25 protein-coding genes, 1 other RNA gene and 1 pseudogene are annotated in these 21,878 nt (G+C 70.8%); 16 read left to right on the top strand and 11 right to left on the bottom strand.

Annotation, left to right across the window (positions count from 1 at the left end; genetic code table 11):
• The first annotated feature begins 15 nt into the window (after positions 1-15).
• The 4 genes from FV218_RS07600 (at position 16) to purQ (ending at position 1,967) form a co-directional block, all read left to right on the top strand.
• Positions 16-618, top strand: a complete 603-nt coding sequence (locus tag FV218_RS07600) for an ActR/PrrA/RegA family redox response regulator transcription factor (RefSeq protein WP_056097178.1) — start codon at positions 16-18, stop codon at positions 616-618.
• Positions 619-726: 108 nt separating this feature from the next.
• Entirely contained in the window at positions 727-966 is a 240-nt protein-coding gene (locus FV218_RS07605) for a hypothetical protein (protein WP_056097176.1), read from the top strand.
• Between the two features lie 81 nt (positions 967-1,047).
• Entirely contained in the window at positions 1,048-1,287 is a 240-nt protein-coding gene (gene purS, locus FV218_RS07610) for a phosphoribosylformylglycinamidine synthase subunit PurS (RefSeq protein ID WP_056097174.1), read from the top strand.
• Positions 1,287-1,967 carry a phosphoribosylformylglycinamidine synthase subunit PurQ gene (purQ, locus tag FV218_RS07615; protein ID WP_147709275.1) on the top strand — a complete coding sequence of 227 codons (681 nt, stop codon included), beginning with the start codon at positions 1,287-1,289 and terminating at the stop codon, positions 1,965-1,967. Before purS ends, purQ begins: the two co-directional genes overlap by 1 nt.
• Before the next feature lie 152 nt (positions 1,968-2,119).
• On the opposite strand, the gene FV218_RS07620 is transcribed toward purQ, so the two are convergent.
• The 8 genes from FV218_RS07620 to gap all read right to left on the bottom strand — a co-directional run bounded on the left by FV218_RS07620 (position 2,120) and on the right by gap (position 9,402).
• A complete protein-coding gene (locus tag FV218_RS07620) occupies positions 2,120-2,665 on the bottom strand; it encodes an adenine phosphoribosyltransferase (protein ID WP_147709276.1) in 546 nt (181 codons plus the stop codon).
• A 35-nt stretch (positions 2,666-2,700) separates the two neighbouring features.
• On the bottom strand, positions 2,701-3,495 hold the full coding sequence (locus tag FV218_RS07625) for an inositol monophosphatase family protein (protein WP_147709277.1): 795 nt from the start codon (positions 3,493-3,495) through the stop codon (positions 2,701-2,703).
• A 118-nt stretch (positions 3,496-3,613) separates the two neighbouring features.
• Entirely contained in the window at positions 3,614-4,552 is a 939-nt protein-coding gene (locus FV218_RS07630; RefSeq protein WP_246685026.1) for a tetratricopeptide repeat protein, read from the bottom strand.
• A gap of 125 nt (positions 4,553-4,677) precedes the next feature.
• Positions 4,678-5,337, bottom strand: coding sequence for a thiamine phosphate synthase (locus tag FV218_RS07635; RefSeq protein ID WP_147709278.1), 660 nt, complete (start codon positions 5,335-5,337; stop codon positions 4,678-4,680).
• Positions 5,338-5,364: 27 nt separating this feature from the next.
• The gene (gene fba / locus FV218_RS07640) at positions 5,365-6,438 is read right to left on the bottom strand and encodes a class II fructose-bisphosphate aldolase (protein WP_056097164.1); all 1,074 of its coding nucleotides are present in this window, start codon (positions 6,436-6,438) and stop codon (positions 5,365-5,367) included.
• Between the two features lie 210 nt (positions 6,439-6,648).
• Entirely contained in the window at positions 6,649-7,851 is a 1,203-nt protein-coding gene (locus tag FV218_RS07645; protein WP_147709279.1) for a phosphoglycerate kinase, read from the bottom strand.
• A gap of 34 nt (positions 7,852-7,885) precedes the next feature.
• Positions 7,886-8,341 carry a hypothetical protein gene (locus FV218_RS07650; RefSeq protein WP_147709280.1) on the bottom strand — a complete coding sequence of 152 codons (456 nt, stop codon included), beginning with the start codon at positions 8,339-8,341 and terminating at the stop codon, positions 7,886-7,888.
• A 53-nt stretch (positions 8,342-8,394) separates the two neighbouring features.
• Entirely contained in the window at positions 8,395-9,402 is a 1,008-nt protein-coding gene (gap, locus tag FV218_RS07655) for a type I glyceraldehyde-3-phosphate dehydrogenase (RefSeq protein ID WP_056097158.1), read from the bottom strand.
• A gap of 416 nt (positions 9,403-9,818) precedes the next feature.
• Here gap and FV218_RS07660 point away from each other — a divergent pair, with 416 nt between their 5' ends.
• From FV218_RS07660 to FV218_RS07690, 7 genes are all read left to right on the top strand, one after another.
• A complete protein-coding gene (locus FV218_RS07660) occupies positions 9,819-10,100 on the top strand; it encodes a DUF4164 domain-containing protein (protein WP_056097284.1) in 282 nt (93 codons plus the stop codon).
• Positions 10,101-10,112: 12 nt separating this feature from the next.
• Positions 10,113-10,472 carry a cell division protein ZapA gene (gene zapA, locus FV218_RS07665; protein WP_147709281.1) on the top strand — a complete coding sequence of 120 codons (360 nt, stop codon included), beginning with the start codon at positions 10,113-10,115 and terminating at the stop codon, positions 10,470-10,472.
• Between the two features lie 49 nt (positions 10,473-10,521).
• Positions 10,522-10,678, top strand: a non-coding RNA gene (gene ssrS / locus FV218_RS07670) — 6S RNA.
• Positions 10,668-11,258, top strand: coding sequence for a 5-formyltetrahydrofolate cyclo-ligase (locus FV218_RS07675; protein ID WP_147709282.1), 591 nt, complete (start codon positions 10,668-10,670; stop codon positions 11,256-11,258). Before ssrS ends, FV218_RS07675 begins: the two co-directional genes overlap by 11 nt.
• Positions 11,259-11,268: 10 nt before the next feature.
• Positions 11,269-12,090 carry a TIGR00282 family metallophosphoesterase gene (locus FV218_RS07680; RefSeq protein ID WP_147709283.1) on the top strand — a complete coding sequence of 274 codons (822 nt, stop codon included), beginning with the start codon at positions 11,269-11,271 and terminating at the stop codon, positions 12,088-12,090.
• A 135-nt stretch (positions 12,091-12,225) separates the two neighbouring features.
• The gene (locus tag FV218_RS07685; RefSeq protein WP_056097151.1) at positions 12,226-13,185 is read left to right on the top strand and encodes a MotA/TolQ/ExbB proton channel family protein; all 960 of its coding nucleotides are present in this window, start codon (positions 12,226-12,228) and stop codon (positions 13,183-13,185) included.
• Between the two features lies 1 nt (position 13,186).
• Positions 13,187-14,200, top strand: coding sequence for a peptidoglycan -binding protein (locus FV218_RS07690; RefSeq protein WP_147709284.1), 1,014 nt, complete (start codon positions 13,187-13,189; stop codon positions 14,198-14,200).
• Between the two features lie 10 nt (positions 14,201-14,210).
• Here the strand turns inward: FV218_RS07690 and FV218_RS07695 are convergent, their stop codons facing one another.
• The 3 genes from FV218_RS07695 to FV218_RS07705 are packed head-to-tail and all read right to left on the bottom strand — an operon-like array spanning position 14,211 to position 17,274.
• Positions 14,211-15,224, bottom strand: coding sequence for a D-cysteine desulfhydrase family protein (locus FV218_RS07695; RefSeq protein WP_147709285.1), 1,014 nt, complete (start codon positions 15,222-15,224; stop codon positions 14,211-14,213).
• An 8-nt stretch (positions 15,225-15,232) separates the two neighbouring features.
• On the bottom strand, positions 15,233-17,074 hold the full coding sequence (locus FV218_RS07700) for an ABC transporter transmembrane domain-containing protein (RefSeq protein WP_147709286.1): 1,842 nt from the start codon (positions 17,072-17,074) through the stop codon (positions 15,233-15,235).
• On the bottom strand, positions 17,074-17,274 hold the full coding sequence (locus tag FV218_RS07705) for a hypothetical protein (protein ID WP_147709287.1): 201 nt from the start codon (positions 17,272-17,274) through the stop codon (positions 17,074-17,076). The genes FV218_RS07700 and FV218_RS07705 overlap by 1 nt, the downstream gene beginning before the upstream one ends.
• 9 nt (positions 17,275-17,283) lie before the next feature.
• Between FV218_RS07705 and rpmE the strand changes: the two genes are divergently transcribed.
• The 5 genes and pseudogenes from rpmE to FV218_RS07730 form a co-directional block, all read left to right on the top strand.
• Positions 17,284-17,538 (top strand): 50S ribosomal protein L31, encoded by a 255-nt coding sequence (gene rpmE / locus FV218_RS07710; protein WP_056097143.1) that lies wholly within the window; start codon positions 17,284-17,286, stop codon positions 17,536-17,538.
• Positions 17,539-17,754: 216 nt separating this feature from the next.
• Positions 17,755-18,276, top strand: coding sequence for an invasion associated locus B family protein (locus FV218_RS07715; RefSeq protein WP_147709288.1), 522 nt, complete (start codon positions 17,755-17,757; stop codon positions 18,274-18,276).
• A 67-nt stretch (positions 18,277-18,343) separates the two neighbouring features.
• Positions 18,344-18,991 carry a hypothetical protein gene (locus tag FV218_RS07720; RefSeq protein WP_246685023.1) on the top strand — a complete coding sequence of 216 codons (648 nt, stop codon included), beginning with the start codon at positions 18,344-18,346 and terminating at the stop codon, positions 18,989-18,991.
• A 109-nt stretch (positions 18,992-19,100) separates the two neighbouring features.
• A complete protein-coding gene (locus FV218_RS07725; protein WP_246685027.1) occupies positions 19,101-21,080 on the top strand; it encodes a glycosyltransferase in 1,980 nt (659 codons plus the stop codon).
• Positions 21,081-21,186: 106 nt separating this feature from the next.
• Positions 21,187-21,878: pseudogene (locus FV218_RS07730) on the top strand (glycosyltransferase family 2 protein); the annotation flags it as partial.

Raw genomic sequence — 21,878 nt, forward strand, 5'->3', positions numbered from 1 at the left:
TGGGAGACGCGTCGTATGTTGACGCAGACCGGTACGACGGCGCCCGGCGCCGACATCATTCCACTTGGCGACAACGATCCCCTGGCCGCTTTCACTGATCGCAGCCTTCTCATCGTCGATGACGACAAGCCGTTCTCGACGCGTCTGGCCCGGGCCATGGAGATGCGGGGCTACGAGGTCCACGTCGCCGAGAGCGTCGCGGAGGGTGTCTCCATGGTGGATGCGCGGGCACCCGCCTTCGCCGTCATCGACATGCGTCTCGCCGACGGCAACGGCCTCGACGTCATCGCCCGCTTGAAGGAGCGCCGTCCCGAGGCGCGCGGCGTTATCCTCACGGGCTACGGCAACATCGCCACGGCGGTGACGGCGGTGAAGCTCGGTGCGTTCGACTACCTCGCCAAGCCCGCGGATGCCGACGAGATCCACGGCACCCTCATGGCCCAGCCGGGCGAGCGTGCCGATCCGCCTGAGAACCCGATGTCGGCCGACCGGGTGCGCTGGGAGCACATCCAGCGGGTCTACGAGCTGTGCAGCCGCAACGTGTCCGAGACGGCACGGCGCCTCAACATGCACCGCAGGACGCTGCAGCGCATCCTGGCCAAGCGCGCTCCGCGCTGACACCGAGGCAAGGCGAAGTTGCGCGGTCCGGCCGGATCGCGCTACTTCGCTTGACCGCCCGCGGGCAAGGCCCCGCGGAGACGGAACGACAGTTGGGACGCTACGCCAGTGAACACGCGCAACCTCGTCACGATCGTCAGCATGATGGTGCTCGTGGGCACGGAAGTCTTCGCCGTGGCCATCGCGGCCGGCTGGGCCCTCGCCGGCATCTTCGAGCTCGGCGACACCGTCGGCCACGTGCTGATGGCGGTGTTCAGCCTGTTCGCCGCCTGGGTGATGCTCCAGCTCTGGCGCCGGGCCGTCAGCATCGAGCCCCTGCGCGCCGCGCCGGCCACGCCGCGCCGCTGACGGCGGCGGGTCCGCGTTGCCAGGGCGGCGTTTCCCGATTATCGCGGGGGCGCCCCGCCACGCGCAGCCGAGTTCGACCCCATGAAAGCACGCATCATCGTCACCCTGAAGACCGGCGTGCTCGATCCGCAGGGCAAGGCGATCGAGGCGGCGCTCACGTCGTTCGGCCTGTCCGGCGTCGATGGCGTGCGCCAGGGCAAGGTCTTCGATGTCGAGATCGCGGGCGACGACCGCGCGGCGGCCGAGGCGACCCTCAAGGCCGCATGCGAAAAACTCCTCGCCAACACCGTGGTCGAGAACTACGCGATCGAGATCGCCTGATGCGCGCCGCCATCGTCGTCTTCCCGGGCTCCAACCGCGACGCGGACGTGGCCCGGGCGCTCACCCAGGCCGGGGCCGAGGTGATCAAGGTCTGGCACGCCGACACAGAGCTGCCGGCGGGCACCGACCTCGCCGTCCTGCCGGGCGGCTTCTCCTACGGCGACTATCTCCGCTGCGGCGCCATTGCCGGCCGCGCGGCGGCCATGGATGCGGTGCGGGCACACGCGGCCCGCGGCGGCCTCGTGCTCGGCATCTGCAACGGCTTCCAGATCCTGTGCGAATCCGGCCTGCTGCCCGGCGTGCTCATGCGCAACGTCGACCGCCGCTTCATCTGCCACCGGCAGCTCCTGCGGGTCGAGCGGGCCGACACCCGGTTTACCACCGCCTACGCCGAGAAGCAGGTCATCGACGTCTGCGTGGCGCACGGCGAGGGCAACTACTTCGCGGACGCCGACACCGTTGCGCGCCTCGAAGGCGATGGCCGCGTGGCGTTCCGCTACTGCGACGCGTCGGGCGCGCTGACCGTCGACGCCAACCGCAACGGCTCGCTCAACTCCATCGCGGGCATCTACAGCGAAAAGCTCAACGTGCTCGGGCTGATGCCTCACCCGGAGAACTTCGTCGAGGATCTCGTGGGCGGCACGGACGGGCGTGGCTTGTTCGCGAGCCTGGCGGCGTAGCTCGCCTATACCCCTTCCCCCTCTGCGGGGGAGGGTGGTCGCGGAGCGACCGGGAGAGGGGCAGCGCCTTCTTCGAATACGCAGCTCCCCTCAGCCGGCCCGCATGCGCGGGCCACCTTCTCCCGCAGGGGGGAGAAGGAAGCGTTGCCCTCTCAGTGCCCGTCGAATTCCATCAGGGTCCGCACCGGGACATCCAATTCCCGCAGCTTCTGCGCGCCGCCGATCTCCGGCAGGTCGATGACGAAGCACGCCGCCACCACCTCAGCGCCGATCTGGCGGAGCAGGTTCACCGCCGCGCAGGCCGTGCCACCCGTGGCGATGAGGTCGTCGACCAGCAGGACCCGGTCGCCCGGCTTGATGGCATCGACGTGGATTTCCATCTCGTCGGTTCCGTATTCGAGCGCGTAGGCGATCGATACGGTCTTGTGGGGCAGCTTGCCCTTCTTGCGGATCGGCACGAAGCCCGACGAGAGCTGGTGCGCCACGGCGCCGCCGAGGATGAAGCCGCGCGCCTCGATGCCGGCGACCTGATCGATCCGCCCACCCGCGAACGGATGCACCAGGGCATCCACCGCCCGCCGGAAGGCGCGCGGGTCGCTGAGCAGGGTGGTGATGTCGCGAAACACGATGCCGGGCTTCGGGTAGTCGGGAATCGAGCGGATCGAATCCTTCAGCGCGATGTGGCGACGGGATTCCATGGCGGCGGCCTTCGTCGGGTTGGAGGTGATGGGGTTCAGGCGTTGGCGCGGCGCAGGAGCTTCACGAGCTCGCCGTGCAGGTTCTCGTTGCCGGCCGCCACGGAGCGGGCGGCGAGGGGCTCGGCGCCACCATCGGCGCTGGAGACGAAGCCGCCGGCCTCGCGCACCATGATGATGCCGGCCGCGATGTCCCAGGTCTGGAGGTCGCGCTCCCAGTACAGGTCGGAACGGCCGCAGGCGACGTAGGCGAGGTCCAGGGCCGCCGAGCCGAAGCGGCGGATGCCGCCCGTCACCGCCATCACGGCCGCGACCTCGCGCAGGAGCTTGGGGTGGTCGCCGCGCCCGAGATAGGGCGAGCCGTAGGCCACGAGGGCGTCGGCCATCTCGTCGCGGCCCGACACGCGCAGGCGGCGGTTGTTGAGGTAGGCGCCCTTGCCGCGCTCGGCCACGAACAGCTCGTCCTTGGCCGGATCGTAGATCACGCCGGCGACGATCTGGCCCTCGCGCTCGAGGCCGACGGAAATCGCGAAGTGCGGGATGCCGTGGAGGAAGTTGGTGGTGCCGTCCAGCGGATCGACGTGCCAGGTGTGGCTCTTGTCGGCGCCCTCGACGACGCCGGACTCCTCCAGCACCAGGCCGTAGCCGGGCCGCGCCTTCATCAGGGCGTCGCGCAGCACCTCTTCGGCCTTCCGGTCGGCGGCCGAGACGAAATTGCCCGGACCTTTGCGGGAGACCTGGAGGTTCTCGATCTCGCCGTAGTCGCGCTTGAGGCCGCGGGCGGCCTTGCGGACGGCATCGACCATGACGGTCATGAGGGGTGAGCTGATCATCGCTTGAAGGGTCCGGGTCGATTCAAAGAACGTCGGAGACGACAGTGTGGGGGGCCCATAGCACGTTTGGCGCCGGCCTCATCCCCGGGGGAGCACGGGTCCGACCTTCGCCGGTCGCCTACTTCACGTTGGCGCGCTCGGAGGCCATCTGCTCGGCGCGGCTGCGCTCCTCGGGGGAGAGGCCCGTCAGGGTCTGGTCGAGCCAGGCATCCGAGAGCCCCTGCGCCGCGGCGGCGAGATTCCAGGCCGCCGCCTCCACGAGGTTCTTCGGCAGGCCGCGCCCGGCGGCGTAGAGGCGGGCGACGCGGTTCTGCGCGATGGCGTTGCCGCGCGAGGCCGCGTGGAGGAAGTAGCGCGCGGCGCGGCCCTCGTCCTTGGCGATGCCGGTCCCGTTGAACAGCAGGATGGCGAACTCGACTTCGCCGGCGAGGTCGCCGTTGTCGGCCGCCCGGCGGAACAGCTCAGCGGCCCGAGCCGGGTCCTTCGCCACGCCGCGTCCCTGGAGGTAGAGCACGCCGAGGTCGTGCTGGGCCGCGCCGATCTCGCCGCTGGCGGCCTTCTGGAACAGGGTCGCGGCCCTGGCCTGATCGGCCTCGGTCCCGGAACCCAGCAGGATCAGCGCGAGATTGTAGGAGGCGGTGGCGTCGCCCTTGTCGGAGGCTTGTTCGAGCCAGCGCCGACCGGCTTTGAGGTCCTTCGCGCCGCCGCGCCCATCGATGGACATGAGGCCCAGGGACGCCATCGCATGGACATCGCCCTGCGCCGCCGCGAGGCGGTACCACTCCGCGGCCTTCACCGGGTCCTGCCTGATGCCGAGGCCCTGGTTGTAGAGCTCGCCGAGGAGCGTCATCGCCGCCGCGTCCTTGGGGTTGGCGGAAAGCCGCTTCGTCGCCTCGCGAAAGGCGGTGGTGTACTGGCCGCGCTGATAGGCACCGAACGCGACGTCGGTTTCCTTGTTGGTGGTCGGAGGGTTCGTCCCCATCACTCCGGGGGTGTAGGGGGTCGGCAACTCCTTGAGGGGCGCGGTGAACACCTCTTTCGTCGCCGTCTTCGGCAGGGGCGCCTGGCCGTCGGCCGCCGGGGCGATGGCCGTCGCCGGCCGGGGCGGGTCCACCGGGGCAGCGTCCGTGACCGAGGTGCCCGCGAGGGAGAGGAGTCCCGCGATCAGACGGCGCGCACCCGTCACGAAGCCGTCTCCGCCGCCGTGACCATGGCCTGGATCGCCGCCACGTCGGCGCCGTCGCCCATCCACAGGGCGCTTTCGAGGCCCAGGAACTCCGCGCCCGTCGCCACGAGGGCGGCGACCTCGCTCCGGTCGTGGGCCACGGCGATGCACGGCGTCTCGAAGATTTCCGTCCACCACGTCGCCCGGTCGAGGACCGTGGCGGCTTCCGGCGCGATCCCGTCGGCGTAAAGCCCGCCGAACATGACGTAGTCGACGCCGGCCTCGCCGGCCTCCATGGCCGCATGCTTCTGCTCATGGCCGCCGGCCCCGAGGATGCGGCCGTCATCGAGGCGCCCGCGCAGCTCGGCGAGGGCCCCGTCCCTAGGCTTGTCGAGATGGACGCCGTCGGCTCCGCCCCGGGCCGAGACGCTGACGAGGTCGCCCGCGAACCCGGTGCAGGCCACCACCACGGCGGCCCCGGTGCTCTGTGCGGCCGGGGCCAGGCGCTTGACGAGGTTGACGAGGCTGCGCTCGTCGGCCGGCGCGAGGCGCAGGATCACGGCGGCGACGTCACCCGCCGCGCACGCCGCGGCGAGGGCCGTCGCCAAGGCGTCGGCGTCCCCGGCCTCGACCCGGTGCGGGGTGAGCAGGGCGAGTCGGGTGCGCGCGTTGGACATGGGGTTCCTTGCGAAAGACCCGGGCGCTCAGCGCGCCGCGCCGATCTTCGGATCGAGGGAGCCGTTGGCGTAGCGCTTGGCCATGCTGGCTACCGAGACCGGGCGAATCTTCGAGCCCTGGCCGGCGGTGCCGAACTCCTCGAAGCGCTGGCGACAGAGCTTGGTCATCGCCTCCATGGCGGGCTTGAGGTACTTGCGCGGATCGAACTCGGCCTTGTTCTCGGCCAGGATCTTCCGGATCTGCCCGGTCATCGCCATGCGGTTGTCGGTATCGATGTTGATCTTGCGCACACCGTGCTTGATGCCGCGCTGGATCTCCTCCACCGGCACGCCCCAGGTCGGCTTCATCTGCCCGCCGTACTGGTTGATGATGTCCTGGAGATCCTGCGGCACCGACGAGGAGCCGTGCATCACGAGGTGGGTCGTGGGCAGGCGGCGGTGGATCTCCTCGATGACGTTCATGGCGAGCACCTCGCCATCGGGCTTCCGGGTGAACTTGTAGGCGCCGTGGCTCGTGCCCATGGCGACGGCCAGCGCATCGACCTTGGTGGCCTCGACGAACTTCACCGCCTCGTCGGGGTCGGTCAGGAGCTGGTCGTGGGAGAGCACGCCCTCGGCGCCGTGGCCGTCCTCGGCCTCGCCCTCGCCGCTCTCCAGGGAGCCGAGTACGCCGAGCTCGCCCTCCACCGAGACGCCGGCCCAGTGGGCCATCTTCGTCACGTTGCGGGTAATCTCGACGTTGTAGGCATAGTCGGCCGGGGTCTTGCCGTCGGCCTTGAGGGACCCGTCCATCATCACCGAGGTGAAGCCGTACTGGATCGCCGTGGCGCAGGTGGCCTCGTCGCTGCCGTGGTCGAGGTGCATGCAGACGGGGATGTGGGGGTAGACCTCCACGAGGCCGTCGATGAGCTTGGCGAGGACGATGTCGTTGGCGTAGGCGCGCGCGCCCTTGCTCGCCTGGAGGATCACTGGCGAATCGGTGGCGTCGGCCGCCGCCATGATGGCGAGCCCCTGCTCCATGTTGTTCAGGTTGAACGCCGGCACGCCGTACTCGTGCTCTGCGGCGTGATCGAGGAGCTGCCTCAGGGTGATGCGGGCCATGGGTTTCTCCTCGATTTCAACCGCCGCCGGGGCAGGTCACGCAAACGCGCCGGGTTGGCGCAGTCCTTCGAAAGTTGTCAGTCTTCTCAAGCCAGAACGAACCGACTGCAATTGCGATCCGCATTGGGCGCCCGCGTCGCGGCCGTTCCCCCCCGGATAACGGCTGTCGGGCCGGGTACGATCGCCGAAAGCCGAGCCTCGCCCCCCGCCTCAGACCTTGGCGCGCAGGGCCTCGACGCCCGGCAGTGCCTTGCCTTCGAGCCATTCGAGGAAGGCGCCGCCGGCGGTGGAGACGTACGAGAACGTCTCGCCGACGCCCGCATGGTTGAGGGCCGCGACGGTGTCGCCGCCGCCGGCCACGGAGACCAGCGTTCCGGCCGTCGTCCGCTCCGCCGCGTGCTGCGCCGCCGCCACGGTGGCGGCATCGAAGGGCGTGAGCTCGAAGGCGCCGAGCGGTCCGTTCCACACCAGGGTCGCGGCCGTGTCGATGGCCGCGTTGATCTCGGCCACGGTGGCGGGGCCGGCATCGAGGATCATGCCGGTGTCGGGCACGGAATCGACGGAGACGGTCTCGTGGGCCGCGTCGGCCTTGAACTCGGACGCCACGACGGCATCCACCGGCAGGATGATGCGGCACTTGGCGGCCTTCGCGGCCTCGACGATGCGAAGGGCCGTCTCGGCCAGGTCCTTCTCGCAGAGGGACTTTCCGACGCCGAACCCCTGCGCGTGCAGGAAGGTGTTGGCCATGCCGCCGCCGATGACGAGCATGTCGACCTTGGCGACGAGATTCTGGAGCAGGTCGATCTTGGACGAGACCTTGGCGCCGCCCACCAGGGCGATGACCGGGCGCGTCGGCGCCTCGAGACCCTTGGTCAGGGCGTCGAGTTCCGCCTGCATCAGGCGTCCGGCATAGGCCGGAAGCACGTGGGCGAGGCCCTCCGTCGAGGCGTGCGCGCGGTGCGCGGCCGAGAACGCCTCGTTGACGTAGAGATCGCCGTTGGCCGCGAGTTCGGCGGTGAAGGCCGGGTCGTTCTTTTCCTCACCGGCATGGAAGCGGGTGTTCTCGAGGAGGAGCACGTCGCCGTCCTCGAGCGCCGCGACGGCGGCGGCGGCGGCGGGGCCGACGCAATCCTCGGCGAAAGCCACCGGGCGGCCGAGATGCTCGGCGATGGTGGCGACGACGGACTTCAGGGATTCGCTCGCCACCGGCTTGCCCTTGGGCCGGCCGAAATGCGCCAGCAGCACCACGCGTCCACCCTTGCCGGCGATCTCGCGGATCGTCGGGACGATGCGCGCGATGCGGGTCGCGTCGGTGACGCGGCCGGCTTCCATGGGCACGTTGACGTCCACGCGCAGGAGCACGCGCCTGCCGTTGAGGGCGCCGGCATCGTCGAGGGTACGGAAAGCGGTCATCGGGGCCTGGGCGTCTCGGGGCAGGTCTGGCGGATCAGCGCTGCGGGATCAGCGCGTCGAGGTGGAAGCGCTGGGCGGCGATGGTGAGCGCCACCGTCAGCACGGCGGTGATGATCGCCGTGAGCACCAAGGCGCCGGAGCCGGGCAGGCCACGGGTGCGGTCGGCGATGGCGCGGACTTCGCTGCGCAGGGCCGCCAAGTCGGTCTGGCGCGCGGCCTCGTTCATGCGGGACGCGGCGCCCTCGATCTTCTCCTCGACGCGGGAGAGCAGGGCCTCGGAGCGGGCGTACTTGTCCTCGATGCGCGCGCACTTGTCCTCGATGCGGGCGAGCTGATCGCCGCCCGGCGCCGAGGCCTGCGCGGGCAGGGACCCGGCCTTGCCGACGACCACGGGTGCGGTCGCCTGCGCCGGAGCCGGCGGGTTTGCCGGCTCCGGCGCCGCGGGCGTGCCTGGAATGAAGTCGCGTCCGGTGGGGGAGGTCTCTGTCATCTCAGGCACACCAGTGTCTTCGTGGAGAGTGGATGTCCGTCAGGCGGAACGGATCAGAGTAGCTTGCCCATGGCGACGGCGGTGTCGGCCATGCGGTTGGAGAAGCCCCACTCGTTGTCGTACCAGGCGAGGATGCGGACGAACGTGCCGTCCATCACCTTGGTCTGGTCGAGGTGGAAAGTGGACGAGTGCGGGTCATGGTTGAAATCGATGGAGACGTTGGGCTGGTCCGTGTAGGCGAGCACGCCCTTGAGCGGCCCGTCGGCGGCCGCCCGGATGGCGCCGTTGATCTCGTCCACGCTGGTGGCGCGCTTGGCGGTGAACACGAGGTCCACGGCCGAGACGTTGGGGGTCGGCACGCGGATCGAGGTGCCGTCGAGCTTGCCCTTCAGCTCCGGCAGCACGAGGCCCACGGCCTTGGCCGCACCCGTGGAGGTCGGGATCATCGACAGGGCCGCGGCACGGGCCCGGTAGAGGTCCTTGTGCATCTGGTCGAGGGACGGCTGGTCGTTGGTGTAAGAGTGGATCGTGGTCATGAAGCCGCGCTCGATCCCGATGAGATCGTTGAGCACCTTGGCGACCGGCACGAGGCAGTTCGTGGTGCACGAGGCGTTGGAGATCACGAGGTGTTCGGCGGTGAGCGCCTGGTGGTTGATGCCGTAGACCACGGTGAGGTCGGCGCCGTCGGCCGGTGCCGAGACGATCACGCGCTTGGCGCCGGCGTCGAGGTGGGCCTTGGCCTTGTCCTTCGAGGTGAAGATGCCGGTGCATTCCAGGGCGATGTCGACGCCGAGTTCGCGGTGCGGCAGCTCCGCCGGGTTGCGCACGGCCGTGACCCGGATGCGGCTTCCGTCGACGACGATGAACTCGCCGTCCACCTCGACCTTGGCGTTGAAGCGGCCATGGATCGAATCGAAGCGCAGGAGGTGGGCGTTGGTCTCGACGGGGCCGAGATCGTTGATGGCCACCACCTCGATGTCCTTGCGGCCGGACTCGTGGATGGCGCGCAGGATGTTGCGGCCGATACGTCCGAACCCGTTGATGGCTACCTTCACCGACACGGCGTGAACCCTTCCGTTAAACGGGGGCCGCCCCTGCGGCACCCTCCAGCATGGAGATCGAAGCGGTGAGCCTCGATTGATCGCCCGCTCTGTCCCAATCCAGATTGAACGCGCGATGAATTGCGGTCGCCATCCGGCCATTCGGGATCGTCCGGGGACCGGTCGATACGCGCGAGGGCCTGGATGGGGCCTGAATGCATCACGGAATGCTGTATCCGGTTTGGCGAGCGGCCGGTCTCTAGCATGCGGGACTGAGCCGGGCAAAGGTCGCGCCGCACGGACATCCCGTCTCCGCACAGGCGTTCCGCCCGGTTTGTCACCGGTTTCGAACGGGCCGGCGCCTGGGCTCGGCAACGCACGTCATGGTATCGAGACGGGTCCGCGCCGGCACGGACCCATTGGGGGAGACGCTTTTCGTGAGTGAGGCCATCGACGACGCCCTGTCGCGGCTCGACACGGCCCTGACGCGCCTCGAGGCAGCGGTCGGGCAGCGTTTCGAAGCCGAACGCGATCCGAGCGACCTCGAGACGGAACTCGCCATCATGGGCGAGGACCGGGCGCGTCTGGCCGCCGAACTCGATGCCGCCAGTGCCCGCCTCGCGGCGGTGGAGGCGGCCTCCGACGATGTCGGCCGCCGCCTCGGCCGGGCCATCGCCGCCGTCGAGGGCGTGCTCGCCCCCTCCACGCCGTTGCGCTAGCCCCATAGCCCGATGCCCCAGATCAACGTCACCATCGACGGCAAGAACTACCGGATGGCCTGCGCGGAAGGCGAGGAGCTGCACCTCACCGCCCTCGCCACGGAACTCGCCGGACGGATCGCGGAACTTCGGACGTCCTTCGGCGAGATCGGCGACATGCGCCTTCATGTCATGGCCGCCCTGCTCCAGGCCGACGAACTCGACGAGACCCGGCGCCGGCTGTCCGCCCTGGAGACCGAGACCGCAACCCTGCGCGAACGGGTCGATGCGGCCGATGCGACCCGCGCTGCGGAGGAATCCCGTCTCGCCGCGGGCCTCGGCCGCTGCGCCGAGCGGATCGAGCGGCTGACGAAGATGCTTTCTTCTGGCTAGCGACGAAGCCCCTCTGGCGCGGGCCATGAGCCGACGCTACATACGTCTGGCGGGGCTGCCGCGTTCGTCAGGAGAACTTTCCCCGGGGCCTTATCGACTCCCCAGGGAGCTGTCCCTGGCCCTGTCCCTGGACTCGGCCAACACGGCGCCCACCTACACTGTAGGTTTCCCGGGATCGACACTCCAACGGCTCATGTGGCTCCGCACTCGCACTCCACCGCTTCCCTGAAAGCGTCCCTCCGCCAAGCCGCCCTCGGGCGGCGCGATGCCCTCGATCCCGAGGCGCGACGGGCGGGTGCGCTCGCCATCGCCGAGGCGGTGATGGATATCGCGGCCCTCGCCGAGGCGCCCGTCGTCGGTGCCTTTTGGCCGATCCGCAGCGAGGTCGATCCCCGGCCCCTCATCGAGGGCCTGTTCGCCCGCGGCCAGCGCGTGGCCCTGCCGAAGGTGACGCCGGACGGCCTCGTGTTCCGTGAGTGGCGTGCGGGCGAGGCCCTGGTCCGCGGCGGCTTCGGCCTGAGCGAGCCCGACGACACCCTGCCGCCCCTCGACCCCACCGCCCTCATCGTGCCGCTTGCCGCCTACGATACGCGCGGCCACCGCATCGGCTACGGACGCGGCTACTACGATCAGGCCATCGCGCGTCTCTCGCAGAACGGGCCGGTGCTGACCATCGGTGTCGCCTTCTCGGTCCAAGCCGTGGTCGAGGTCCCGGCCGAGGCCCACGACCAGCCCCTCGACCATCTCATCACCGAAGCGGGCCCGGTCCCGCTGACACGAGCCTGACGAACCCGCGATGCGTCTTCTCTTCCTCGGCGACGTGGTCGGCCGGCCCGGCCGCCACGTGATCACGGACCGTCTGCCGAAACTCCGGGAGCGCTGGCGCCTCGATTGCGTGGTGATCAACGGCGAGAATGCCGCCGGGGGCTTCGGCCTCACGGAAGCCATCTGCGACGAACTCCTGCAGGCCGGCGCCGATGCCGTGACGCTCGGCAACCACTCCTTCGACCAGCGCGAGGCCCTGGTCTTCATCGCCCGGCAGTCGCGACTCGTGCGCCCGGCGAACTACCCGCCCGGCACGCCGGGACGCGGCGCCACCGTGGTCGAGACGGCCAAGGGCGCCCGCGTCCTCGTCCTCAACGTCATGGGGCGCATCTACATGGATGCCCTCGACGACCCGTTTGCGGCGGCGGAGCGCGAATTGACGGCGTGTCCCCTCGGCGAGGTCGCCGATGCCGTCATCGTCGACGTCCATGCCGAGGCGACGAGCGAGAAGCAGGCCTTCGGCTACTTCCTCGACGGCCGTGCCAGCCTCGTGGTCGGCACCCACACCCACACGCCGACGGCTGATCACCGCATCCTGCCCGGCGGCACCGCGTATCTCTCCGATGCCGGCATGTGCGGCGACTACGATTCGATCCTCGGCATGCAGAAGGACGAGCCCTTGCGCCGCTTCCTCCAGAAGACGCCCGGCGCCCGCCTTGAAGCCGCCCACGGAGAGGGGACCCTGTGCGGGATCGCCGTCGAGACCGATGACCGCACCGGACTCGCCACCGGGGTCTGGCCCGTGCGCCTCGGGCCGCAGCTGGAGGAAACCTGGCCGCGCGGGTGGGATTAGCCCCGCTTCCGCGGCGATGAGCGCGGAGGCGGCTTGATCGAGGGCGAGGCTGCGGCCAATGTGCGGCCAAGTTCGCCCCGGTGACCGCTCGGTGGAGCGGGTCGTTCAGCCCTTGCATCGAGAGTGTCCGAGCCGATGGCGATCCCTCCCGCGACCATGACGCTCGCCCGGCCCGGCATCTACCTCGTGCGGATGCTGGTGTTCCTCATCCTCGTCGGCTTCCTCGCCTTCGTGCTGTTCCGGCAGATCACCCCGGCCTTCCTCGCCAATCCGGGCCTGAACGGCCTGATCCTCGGCGTGCTCCTCATCGCCGTCCTGCTCGCCTTCGGGCAGGTGTTCCGGCTCTATCGCGAAGTCGGCTACGTCAACGCCGTGGCGGCCGGCGAGACGCCCGCGAAAACGCCGTCCCTGATGGCGCCCCTGGCCCCGGCCCTCGCCGCCCGGCGGGAGGGAATCACGCTTCCGGGCACCCGCGCCTTCCTCGACACCGTGGCGGCCCGCCTCGACGAGGGCCGCGAGATCCTGCGCTACGTCGCCGGCCTCCTCATCCTCCTCGGCCTCCTCGGCACGTTCTGGGGCCTCATCGATACGCTGAGCGCCGTCGGTTCGGTCATCAAGACCATGCGCGGCGGCGGCGAGGCGGCGGCGATGTTCGACGAGCTCAAGAACGGGCTGGCCGTGCCGCTTTCAGGCATCGGTCTGGCTTTCTCCGCCTCCCTGTTCGGCCTCGCCAGTTCGCTGGTCACCGGCTTCCTCGACCTTCAGGCCGGGCAGGCCCATGCCCGCTTCCACAACGAACTCGAGGACTGGCTCATGTCCGGCGAGACCGTCGCGGCGGCCCCGGCGAGGGTCCAGGAGCCGGCCTCCGCCCGCGACTTGCAGGAGGCCGTGGACCGCCTCACCGCCGTGGTGGCCGAAGGCGCCAACGGCCGGGTCGCGACGCAGGCGATGACCAACCTCGCGGAGGGCATTCAGGGGCTCGTCCAGCACATGCGGGCGGAGCAGCAGATGATCCGCGACTGGGTCGAGGCCCAGGCCAAGCGCGAGGGCGAACTGAAGCAGGTGCTCGACCGCCTCGGGCGCGAGCGCACCTGAGATGGCCTCGCTCCGCGCCCGGCGCGACCGCTCCCTCAACGTCTGGCCGGGCTACGTCGACGCCCTCGCCACCCTGTTGCTGGCCGTCGTCTTTCTGCTGACCATCTTCGTCGTCGGTCAGTTCTTCCTGTCGCAGGAGATCACCGGCCGCGATTCGGTGCTGACCCGTCTCAACCGCCAGATCGCCGACCTCACGGACCTCCTTGCCCTGGAGCGCTCGACCCGCAAGGCGCAGGAGGCCAGCGCCTCGTCCCTGCGCAACACCCTGCTCGGCGCCGAGGCCGTGCGCGACCGCTTCCGACTTCAGGCCGAATCGGGTCAGGGCGCCACCGCCAAGCAGGGCGAGATCGACCGCCAGCTCGCCGCCGAGCGGGCGGGCTCGGCCCGCGCCGCTACCCAGATCGACCTCCTGAACGAGCAGATCGCGGCCATGCGCCGCCAGCTCGCCGCCCTGGAGGACGCCCTGGCGGCGTCCGAGAATCGCGACAAGGAGAGCCAGGCCCGCATCGCCGACCTCGGCAGCCGCCTCAACGTGGCGCTCGCCCAGAAGGTGCAGGAGCTCGCCCGCTACCGCTCGGACTTCTTCGGCCGCCTGCGCCAGATCCTCGGCACGCGCACTGATATCCGCGTAGTCGGCGACCGCTTCGTCCTGCAATCCGAGGTGCTGTTCCCGGCGGGCTCCGCCAGCCTGAAACCGGAGGCAGGGCCGGAGCTCGACCGCATCGCGGGGGCGATCCTCGACCTATCGCGGCAGATCCCCGCCGACATTCCGTGGGTGCTGCGGATCGACGGACACACGGATGCCCGGCCCATCGCGAGCGCGCAGTTCCCGTCGAACTGGTCCCTCTCGGCGGCCCGCGCCATCGCGGTGGTGCAGGCGATGGCGGCCAAGGGCGTCCCGCCCCAGCACCTTCTCGCGGGCGCCTTCGGCGAGTTCCAGCCCCTCGATTCGGGAACGACGGACGAGGCCTACGGCCGCAACCGCCGGATCGAGATGAAACTCACGGAACGGTAGATTTCCGGGCTCACCCGGCCATCACGTCCGGATAGGCGAAGAGCCCGGGTACGCCGCCGGTCATGACGAACAGCACGTTCGAACCGGCCGGATATCGCCCGGCGCGCACGTCGTGGAGCAGGCCCGCGAACGCCTTGCCGCTGTAGACCGGATCGAGGAGCAACCCCTCCGTCCGGGCCAGGAGGCGCACGGCCGCCAGCATGCCGGCGGTGGGGATGCCGTAGCCGGGCCCGCGATGCGCAGCGTCGATGACGATATCGTCGGCCGTCAGCGATGTGCCGGGTGCGAGGAGCGCCAGGGTCGCGTTGGCCTTGTCCAGGGTGATCGCTCCAGCTTGCGCTCCGGTTTCCAGCACCGCGTAGGACCTGGCGAGGCGCGGGTCGCGTCCGCTCGCGAGCAGGCCTGCCGCGAGGCCCGCATGGGTGCCGCAGCTGCCGTTGGGGACCACGATCTGCGCCAGATCGAGGCCCATGGAATCGGCTTGAGCGAGAATCTCGCCGGCGCAGGCCGCGTAACCGAGACAGCCGACGGGGCTCGAGCCGCCCGAGGGGAAGACGTAGACGCGCCGTCCCGCTGCGCGGAGTTCGTCGGCGCGCGTCTCGGCCTGGGCGAGGGAATCGGCTCCGGCGGCAAGCTCGTGCACCGTTGCGCCGAATACGTCGTCGAGGAGACGGTTGCCGTTGCGGGCATAGGCCGGGTCGTCGCGCGGCACGCTGCGGGTGAGGAAGAGTTCGCAGGAAAAGCCCGACCGCGCCGCCGCGGCCGCGGTCAGGCGCGCGTGGTTCGACTGGATCGCCCCCACGGTGATCACCGTATCGGCGCCCTCGGCACGGGCGGCCCCGAGGAGGTATTCGAGCTTGCGCAGCTTGTTGCCGCCGAGGCCGAACCGCGCGAGGTCGTCGCGCTTCACGAGCAGCCGCACCCCGTTGAGGCCGTCGCCGAGATGGCGGGCGAGGCCGTCCAGGGGCTCGATGGGGCTCGGCAGGTCGAGGAGCGGCAGGCGGGGAAACCGCGACAGATCCATGGCGGCTCCTACTCGGCCGGCAGCGCTTCGCGGCGCGGCTCGCGGCTGCGCGCGGTGTCCTCGAAGGCGTCGGTGAACTGGAGGGCGGCGAGCTGGGCGTAGAGGGCGCCGCGCGCCAGGAGGGTCTCGTGGGTGCCCGATTCGACGATCTTCCCGCCGTCGAGGACGAGAATGCGGTCGGCGGCCCGGATGGTGGCGAGGCGGTGGGCGATGACGAGGGTGGTGCGCCCGCGCATGAGGGTGTCCAACGCGGTCTGCACGGCGCGCTCGCTCTCGGCGTCGAGGGCCGAGGTCGCCTCGTCGAGGAGGAGGATCGGCGCATCCTTGAGGATGGCGCGCGCGATGGCGACGCGCTGGCGCTGGCCGCCCGACAGGGTGACGCCGCGCTCGCCGACCGCGGTGGCGTAGCCCTGGGGCAGGGCGCGGATGAAGCCGTCCGCATGCGCGAGTTCGGCGGCGCGCTGGACCTGAGCCTCCGTCGCGTCCGGCCGGCCGTAGCGGATGTTCTCGAGCACGGAGCCGGAGAACACCGTCGGGTCCTGGGGTACCAGGGACAGGCGCGTGCGCACGGCGTCCGGGTCCGCTCGGGCGATGTCGATGCCGTCGACGCGGATGGTGCCGCTCTGGGGGTCGTAGAACCGCAGGAGCAGCTGCAGCACCGTGGTCTTGCCCGCGCCGGAGGGGCCGACTAGGGCGACGCGCTCGCCCGGCGCGATGGTGAAGCTGATCCCGTCGAGGGACGGGTGCTCAGGCCGGGTCGGGTAGAGGAAGCGCACGGCCTCGAACGCCACCGCGCCGCGCGGCGGCGTCGGAAGGGCGACGGGATCGGCGGGGGCCCGGATCGCCGGCTCGGCCGCCAGGATCTCGCCGAGGCGCTCGGCGGCGCCGGCGGCCTGCGCCAGTTCGCCGTAGACCTCCGAGAGCTGGCCCAGCGCGCTGGCGCCGAACACGGCGTAGAGCACGAACTGCGAGAGCTGGCCCGCCGTCATGGTGCCGGCGAGCACCCCTTGCGCGCCGTACCACATCACCCCGACGACGCTCGCCGAGATGAGGAAGATGGCGACCCCGGTGAGCAGCGCCCGGGCGCGGATCGAGTCGCGGGCGGCGCCGTAGGCGTTCTCCGAAGCCTCGGCGAAGCGGACGGCTGCGGCGCGGCCCATGCCGAAGGCCTGCATGGTGCGGATCGCGCCCACCGCCTCCGAGGCATAGGCCGAGGCATCGGCCAGCCGGTCCTGGGCCGCGCGCGAGCGCCGGCGGACGCCGCGCCCCGACAGGATCAGCGGAAACACGATGAGGGGGATCGCCACGAGCACGAGGATCGACAGCTTCGGGCTCGTGATCACCATCATGGCGATGGCCCCGGTGAACAGGAACGCGTTGCGCAGCAGGATCGAGATGCTGACGCCGAATACGGCCTTCACCTGGGTGGCGTCGGCGGTGAGGCGCGAGATGATCTCGCCCGACAGGGACCGGTCGAAGAACGCGGGGTCGAGTTCCGTGAGGCGTCGGAACACGGCCGTGCGCAGATCCGCGACCACGCGCTCGCCCAGGGTCACCACGGTGTAGTACCGCGCGGCGCTCGACAGGGCGAGGACGGCGACGACGCCGATGAGGCCGCCGAAATAGGCGTTGATGACGCCCTGGCCCTCGGGCGAGAAGCCGTGGTCGATGACCCGGCGCAGGGCCAGGGGGACCACCAGGGTCGCCAGCGAGGCCATCAGCAGGGACAGGAACGCGGCGAGGATCCGCCCGCGATAGACGGCTGCGAACGGAACCAGGGGGCGTAGGGAGCCCAGCGGCGCCCTGGGTCGTCCCTCGGCGGGCGCCTTCTTCTTCGAGCCGCGTGCCATCATGCCTCGTCGGTGTTGGGGACGTCGTCGTGGACTTGGAATTCCACATCGGCGTGGATTTGGAATTCGACGAACACGCGATTGCCCGAGACGGCGCGCTTGTCCAGCGCCGACGCCTGGGGTATAGGCGCGCCTTCATCCGATTGCGCGTGATCTATGGCCGCGGGCCGCCAGACGAGCCGGTCGGCGTGGCTATTCAAGGATTCGTCATGGCAAAGAGTGCGGCCGACAAGGCCAAGGGTACCGAGCATCCCGACTATCACTTCATCAAGGTCGTGATGACCGATGGGTCCGACTACAGGACCCGGTCGACCTACGGCAAGGAGGGCGACACCCTCAACCTCGACATCGACCCCAACACCCACCCGGCCTGGACCGGTGGCGAGCAGAAGATGCTCGATCGCGGCGGCCGCGTCTCGCGCTTCAATTCGCGCTTCGGCGCCCTGTCCTTCGGCAAGAAGTGACATTCGTTGGCTGACCTGCCCCTCGGGCAGGGGCCATTGTCGATGCGAACGGGCGGTGCCGCGATGGCGCCGCCCGTTCGCGTTTCGGGACGAGGTCCGGATGGGACGGGTGCGGTGCATCGCTTGACAGATGCGGCTCCCGCATGGTCCCAAGCCCCGGGGTTTCTGCCGCGTTCGCGCGGTCCGCAAGGGGTTTCGCGCGTGGGGTTTCGAGCAATGCTGCGGCGCGAAGACCGGATCGCCCGCCGGTCCGGCTTGGCCTTGGCGGCCAGTCTCCTCGCGGCGCTGGTCGCGTCGCCGGCCTCCGCACAGGGCATGGTCCGCAACACCTTCGGCGACTGGCAACTGCGCTGCGAGACGCCCGCCGGCGCCAAGGCCGAGCAATGCGCCCTGGTGCAGTACCTCGCCGCCGAGGACCGGCCCAATCTCACCCTCGTGGTCATCGTGCTGAAGACCGCCGACAACCGCGGCTATCTGCTCCGGGTGGTGGCGCCCCTCGGCGTGCTGCTGCCGTCCGGCCTCGGCCTGAAGATCGACAAGACCGATGTCGGCCGCGCCGGTTTCGTGCGCTGCCTCACCACGGGCTGCGTCGCCGAGGTGGTGATGGACGAGGGACTGATCAAGCAGTTCAACGCCGGCGCCCAGGCGACCTTCATCGTGTTCCAGACGCCGGAGGAGGGGGTCGGCATTCCCCTTTCCATGAAGGGTTTCGGCCAGGGCTTCGAGAGCCTGAAGTAGGAACTCCTCTGGGGATCTGGACAGGACGCGTGGGCCGGGATCGACCGACGCATATCGGGAACGGATCATGTCGAAGCTTGCCGGACAGGTCGCCTTGCGCCTGATGATCGCGTCTTTCCCCGCCGCTGTCGCCCTGAGCGGTGCCCGGGCGGAGGAAGGCAACGCCTTCACCAACCTGTTCAAGTACGGCGGCACCACCGTGCCTCCGTCCCAGGTCGCCCCCCTCGAAGAGGCCTATTGCCCGACGGTGGAGGTGCCCGAGGGCGGCGCCGCCCTGCGGAATCCGCCCGGGGCGACGGCAACCGCCGCCGGTGTCCGGAGTCAGACCACCCTCGGACGCCTCGCCCGCGAATGTACCCGGCTCCAGGACGGATCGATCCGCGTCAAGGTTGGCGTCGAGGGCCACGTGCTCCTCGGTCCGGCCGGCGCGCCGGGCCGGTTCGAGGCGCCCCTGACGATCTCCCTCAAGTCGTCCGGCAAGGTCGTCGCCTCGCGCGTTCGCCGCGTCGCCGTCACCGTGTCGCCGGGCGAGGCGCAGGGCCTGTTCTCCGTCGTCGAGGACGACCTCATGGTCCCGGCCGCCATGACGGGCGATTACGACATCGAGGTGCGCCTCGGCGGTGGGGCACCCCCGCGCGCGCCGGCCAAGCGCAAGCCGCCTGCGCCGGCCGCCACCTCCGAGGCGCCGGTCTCCGTTCCGGCGACGGCCGAATGAGCACGTCCTCGCCGAGGCCCGGACCCTGAGCGCTCGGGACGGCGTCACGCCGCGCGGCGCGTGGGACGGGCGTGCCACGGCCTTCACCCTCGAACCCTACGACGATCCGCTGTTTTCCTGGCGCCTGCGCCTGCCGGCCGGGCCGCGCGGGTGCTGGATCGTGCTCACCTATCGCGAGCACGCGGTCGCCCGTCCGCTCCGGCCCCTGATCCGCCTCGTGCGCGGACCCCGGCGGCATGCGGAGGTCCCCCTGCCCGGTGCTGCCCTGGGGGCGGCGACGTGGCTCGGTTACCTGCCGCCCGACGGCACGGACATCCTCCTCGCCATCGACCCCCGGACGGGCTTCGTCCTCGAAAGGGTGGGTCTGCGCACGCACGGCAGCGTCCTGGCCGAATGTCTCGTCAAGCGGCCGTTGCGGGCCGTGGCGGCCCTGTACAACGCCGCCCGGAGGGACGAGCGCCGGTTCCGGGATATCCTGCGCGGCGCCTGTGCCGTCACGCCCCGGGGACGTTACCGGACCTGGGCGTCATCGCGGCGGCGGATCGAGGCCACGTCCGGCCCGGGGACGGGTCCGCCGATCCACCTCGTCCTCCCGGCTCGACGGGCGGATGGCGCCCGCGTCGCCGAGACCCTGCACAGCCTCGCCGCACAGATCGGGACCGGATGGACCGCGACCGTTGCCTGGCTCGACGGCCACGAGGCGGTGTCGGGCGCCGACCCGCGTGTGACCCACACGGATTGGCGGGGGAGGGGGACCCTGCGCGATCTCACCCCCGACGCGGCCATCCTGGGCGTGCTCATGCCGGGCGAGTGTCTGCGGGCGGATGCGCTCGTGCTCCTGGCGGGCGCGTTGGCCGGCCCAGGCGGCCCTCACATGGTCTACGCCGACGAAGAGATCGCGGGCGCCCATCTGGTCCCGCGCCTGAAACCGGACTGGAGTCCCGACCTCGCCCTGGCCCAGGGCTATCCGGGCTTCACCCTCTATACCGGGGCGCTCCTGGCGCGCCTGCTCGACGTGCCCCTCGGAGATTCCGAAGCCCTCGTGGACCCCGTCGATTGCCGGATCGATCTCGGCCTGTCCGCGGCTGCCGCCGTGGAGGCCCGGCGGGTCGCCCACCTGCCGCGTGTTCTTCTCCGGGTGCCCGAGGCCGACCACACGGGGCGGTACGCCGAGCGCCTGGAGCGGCACCTGCGCGCCTTCGGCTCCCCGGCCCGCACACGCATCGAATCCGGGCTGACCGACCTGCTCTGGCCGCTGCCCGAGCCCGCCCCCCTCGTCACCGTCGTGATCCCGTCGCGGGATCGCCTCGACCTGATCCGCCCCGCCGCCGACGGGGTTCTCAACGGCACCGCCTATCCGGCCATCGAGCTCGTCATCGTCGACAACGGCTCCATCGATCCGGCCGTCCATGCCCATTACGCGCAACTCCGCCGCGACCCGCGCGTCACGATTCTCGACTGGCCGGCGCCGTTCGATTTCTCCGCCATGACCAATGCGGGCGTCGCCTTGGCGCGCGGGCGCGTCGTGGTGCTGCTCAACAACGATGTCGCGATCCTGCGCGAGGACTGGCTCGACGTCATGGTCCGGCAGGCTTGCCGGCCGGAGGTCGGCGCCGTCGGCGCCAAACTGCTCTACGGCGACGGGACGCTCCAGCACGCCGGCGTCGTCGTGGGACTCGGCGGGCGCGCCGGGCATATCCTGCGCCGCCGCCCCGCCGACAGTCCCGGCCACCTCGGACAGATGCGGGTCGCCCACGAGGTCTCGGCCGTCACCGCCGCGTGTCTCGCCGTCGAGAAGCGCAAGTTCGACGCCGTCGGCGGCCTCGATGCCGACGCGTTTCCCATTGATTTCAACGATGTCGATCTGTGCCTTCGCCTCGATGCCGCCGGCTACAGGACCGTCTGGACGCCGCACGCCGTCGTCGCCCATCTCGAATCCACGAGCCGTGGTCCGTCCGTCGGCCCCGCCCGCGCCCGCTTCGAGGCCGAGGCCGACCGCTTCGTCGCGCGCTGGCGCGACACCATCCGGCACGATCCGTACTATCACCCGGCCCTGTCGCTCACGACCTTCGGCGAGGATCTCGAATGACCTCGCGGCCCGCGCGGGAGATTTTTCGCTGATCGACGAGCGCCGAGACGCCCTGCTGTTCATGCACCGAAGCCGCCCCGGCCTGGTCGCGCGCGGACGCGCCGCCGTGGCGATCCTCGCGCGGTATCCCCGGGACGCCCTCGCCATCCTGACGGCGCGGCTCGCGGGCAAGCGCGTCCGCGCCGCGCAAGCCGGGGCGGCCCTGCTCGGCCTCGACCATCACGCCCTGCGGCTGACGGCCGACGACCACCTCGGCGCGGGCCTTCGGTGTGCGTCCGGGCCCGTCGACGGGGGTGTGGATTTCATCGTCCTCACCGCCCCCGGCCACACCCTCACGGCCGGCGCCGTGGAGACGTTCGAGCGGACCTTCGCCGCGCACCCGGACCGCCTCGTCCTCTACGGCGACGCCCTCGACGTCGCGGGAGACGGGATCGTCCCGCTCCTGCGCCCGGCCTTCGATCCCGACTACCTGCGGGCGGTGGACTACATCGGGCCCGTCGTCGCCGTGCGCCGCGCGGCCCTGGAGGCCGTGGGAGGCGCCGCCGATCTCGATCCCGGAGCCCCGGCCCTCGACGCGGTGCTCCGCCTCGCGGCCCGTTCCGGCAACGCGGTCATCGGCCATCTGCCGACCGTTCTGTCCATCGGTCGGGACGGCGGGGATCGTTCCGCCCCGGGTCGGACGGACCGGTCCGCCGCCCCCCGGAACGGGTCGCGAGGCGGAGCACCGCGTCGAGGGCCGGGGCTCCGGGATCGAGATCGGCGGCGCCTCCCACGGCCTCCAGGGCCGCGCGGCGCACG

Origin of the sequence: Methylobacterium sp. WL69 (genome assembly GCF_008039485.1) — a bacterium.
Lineage (GTDB): Bacteria > Pseudomonadota > Alphaproteobacteria > Rhizobiales > Beijerinckiaceae > Methylobacterium.

Coding starts and splice junctions, on each gene's coding strand:
- FV218_RS07635 (WP_147709278.1), bottom strand. CDS start 5,337: ATGTCCAACGCGCGCACCCGACTCGCCCTGCTCACCCCGCACCGGGTC.
- purS (WP_056097174.1), top strand. CDS start 1,048: ATGAAAGCACGCATCATCGTCACCCTGAAGACCGGCGTGCTCGATCCG.
- FV218_RS07680 (WP_147709283.1), top strand. CDS start 11,269: ATGCGTCTTCTCTTCCTCGGCGACGTGGTCGGCCGGCCCGGCCGCCAC.
- FV218_RS07715 (WP_147709288.1), top strand. CDS start 17,755: ATGCTGCGGCGCGAAGACCGGATCGCCCGCCGGTCCGGCTTGGCCTTG.
- FV218_RS07720 (WP_246685023.1), top strand. CDS start 18,344: ATGTCGAAGCTTGCCGGACAGGTCGCCTTGCGCCTGATGATCGCGTCT.
- rpmE (WP_056097143.1), top strand. CDS start 17,284: ATGGCAAAGAGTGCGGCCGACAAGGCCAAGGGTACCGAGCATCCCGAC.
- FV218_RS07600 (WP_056097178.1), top strand. CDS start 16: ATGTTGACGCAGACCGGTACGACGGCGCCCGGCGCCGACATCATTCCA.
- fba (WP_056097164.1), bottom strand. CDS start 6,438: ATGGCCCGCATCACCCTGAGGCAGCTCCTCGATCACGCCGCAGAGCAC.
- purQ (WP_147709275.1), top strand. CDS start 1,287: ATGCGCGCCGCCATCGTCGTCTTCCCGGGCTCCAACCGCGACGCGGAC.
- FV218_RS07620 (WP_147709276.1), bottom strand. CDS start 2,665: ATGGAATCCCGTCGCCACATCGCGCTGAAGGATTCGATCCGCTCGATT.
- FV218_RS07685 (WP_056097151.1), top strand. CDS start 12,226: ATGGCGATCCCTCCCGCGACCATGACGCTCGCCCGGCCCGGCATCTAC.
- FV218_RS07650 (WP_147709280.1), bottom strand. CDS start 8,341: ATGACAGAGACCTCCCCCACCGGACGCGACTTCATTCCAGGCACGCCC.
- zapA (WP_147709281.1), top strand. CDS start 10,113: ATGCCCCAGATCAACGTCACCATCGACGGCAAGAACTACCGGATGGCC.
- FV218_RS07645 (WP_147709279.1), bottom strand. CDS start 7,851: ATGACCGCTTTCCGTACCCTCGACGATGCCGGCGCCCTCAACGGCAGG.
- FV218_RS07690 (WP_147709284.1), top strand. CDS start 13,187: ATGGCCTCGCTCCGCGCCCGGCGCGACCGCTCCCTCAACGTCTGGCCG.
- FV218_RS07700 (WP_147709286.1), bottom strand. CDS start 17,074: ATGGCACGCGGCTCGAAGAAGAAGGCGCCCGCCGAGGGACGACCCAGG.
- FV218_RS07695 (WP_147709285.1), bottom strand. CDS start 15,224: ATGGATCTGTCGCGGTTTCCCCGCCTGCCGCTCCTCGACCTGCCGAGC.
- FV218_RS07625 (WP_147709277.1), bottom strand. CDS start 3,495: ATGATCAGCTCACCCCTCATGACCGTCATGGTCGATGCCGTCCGCAAG.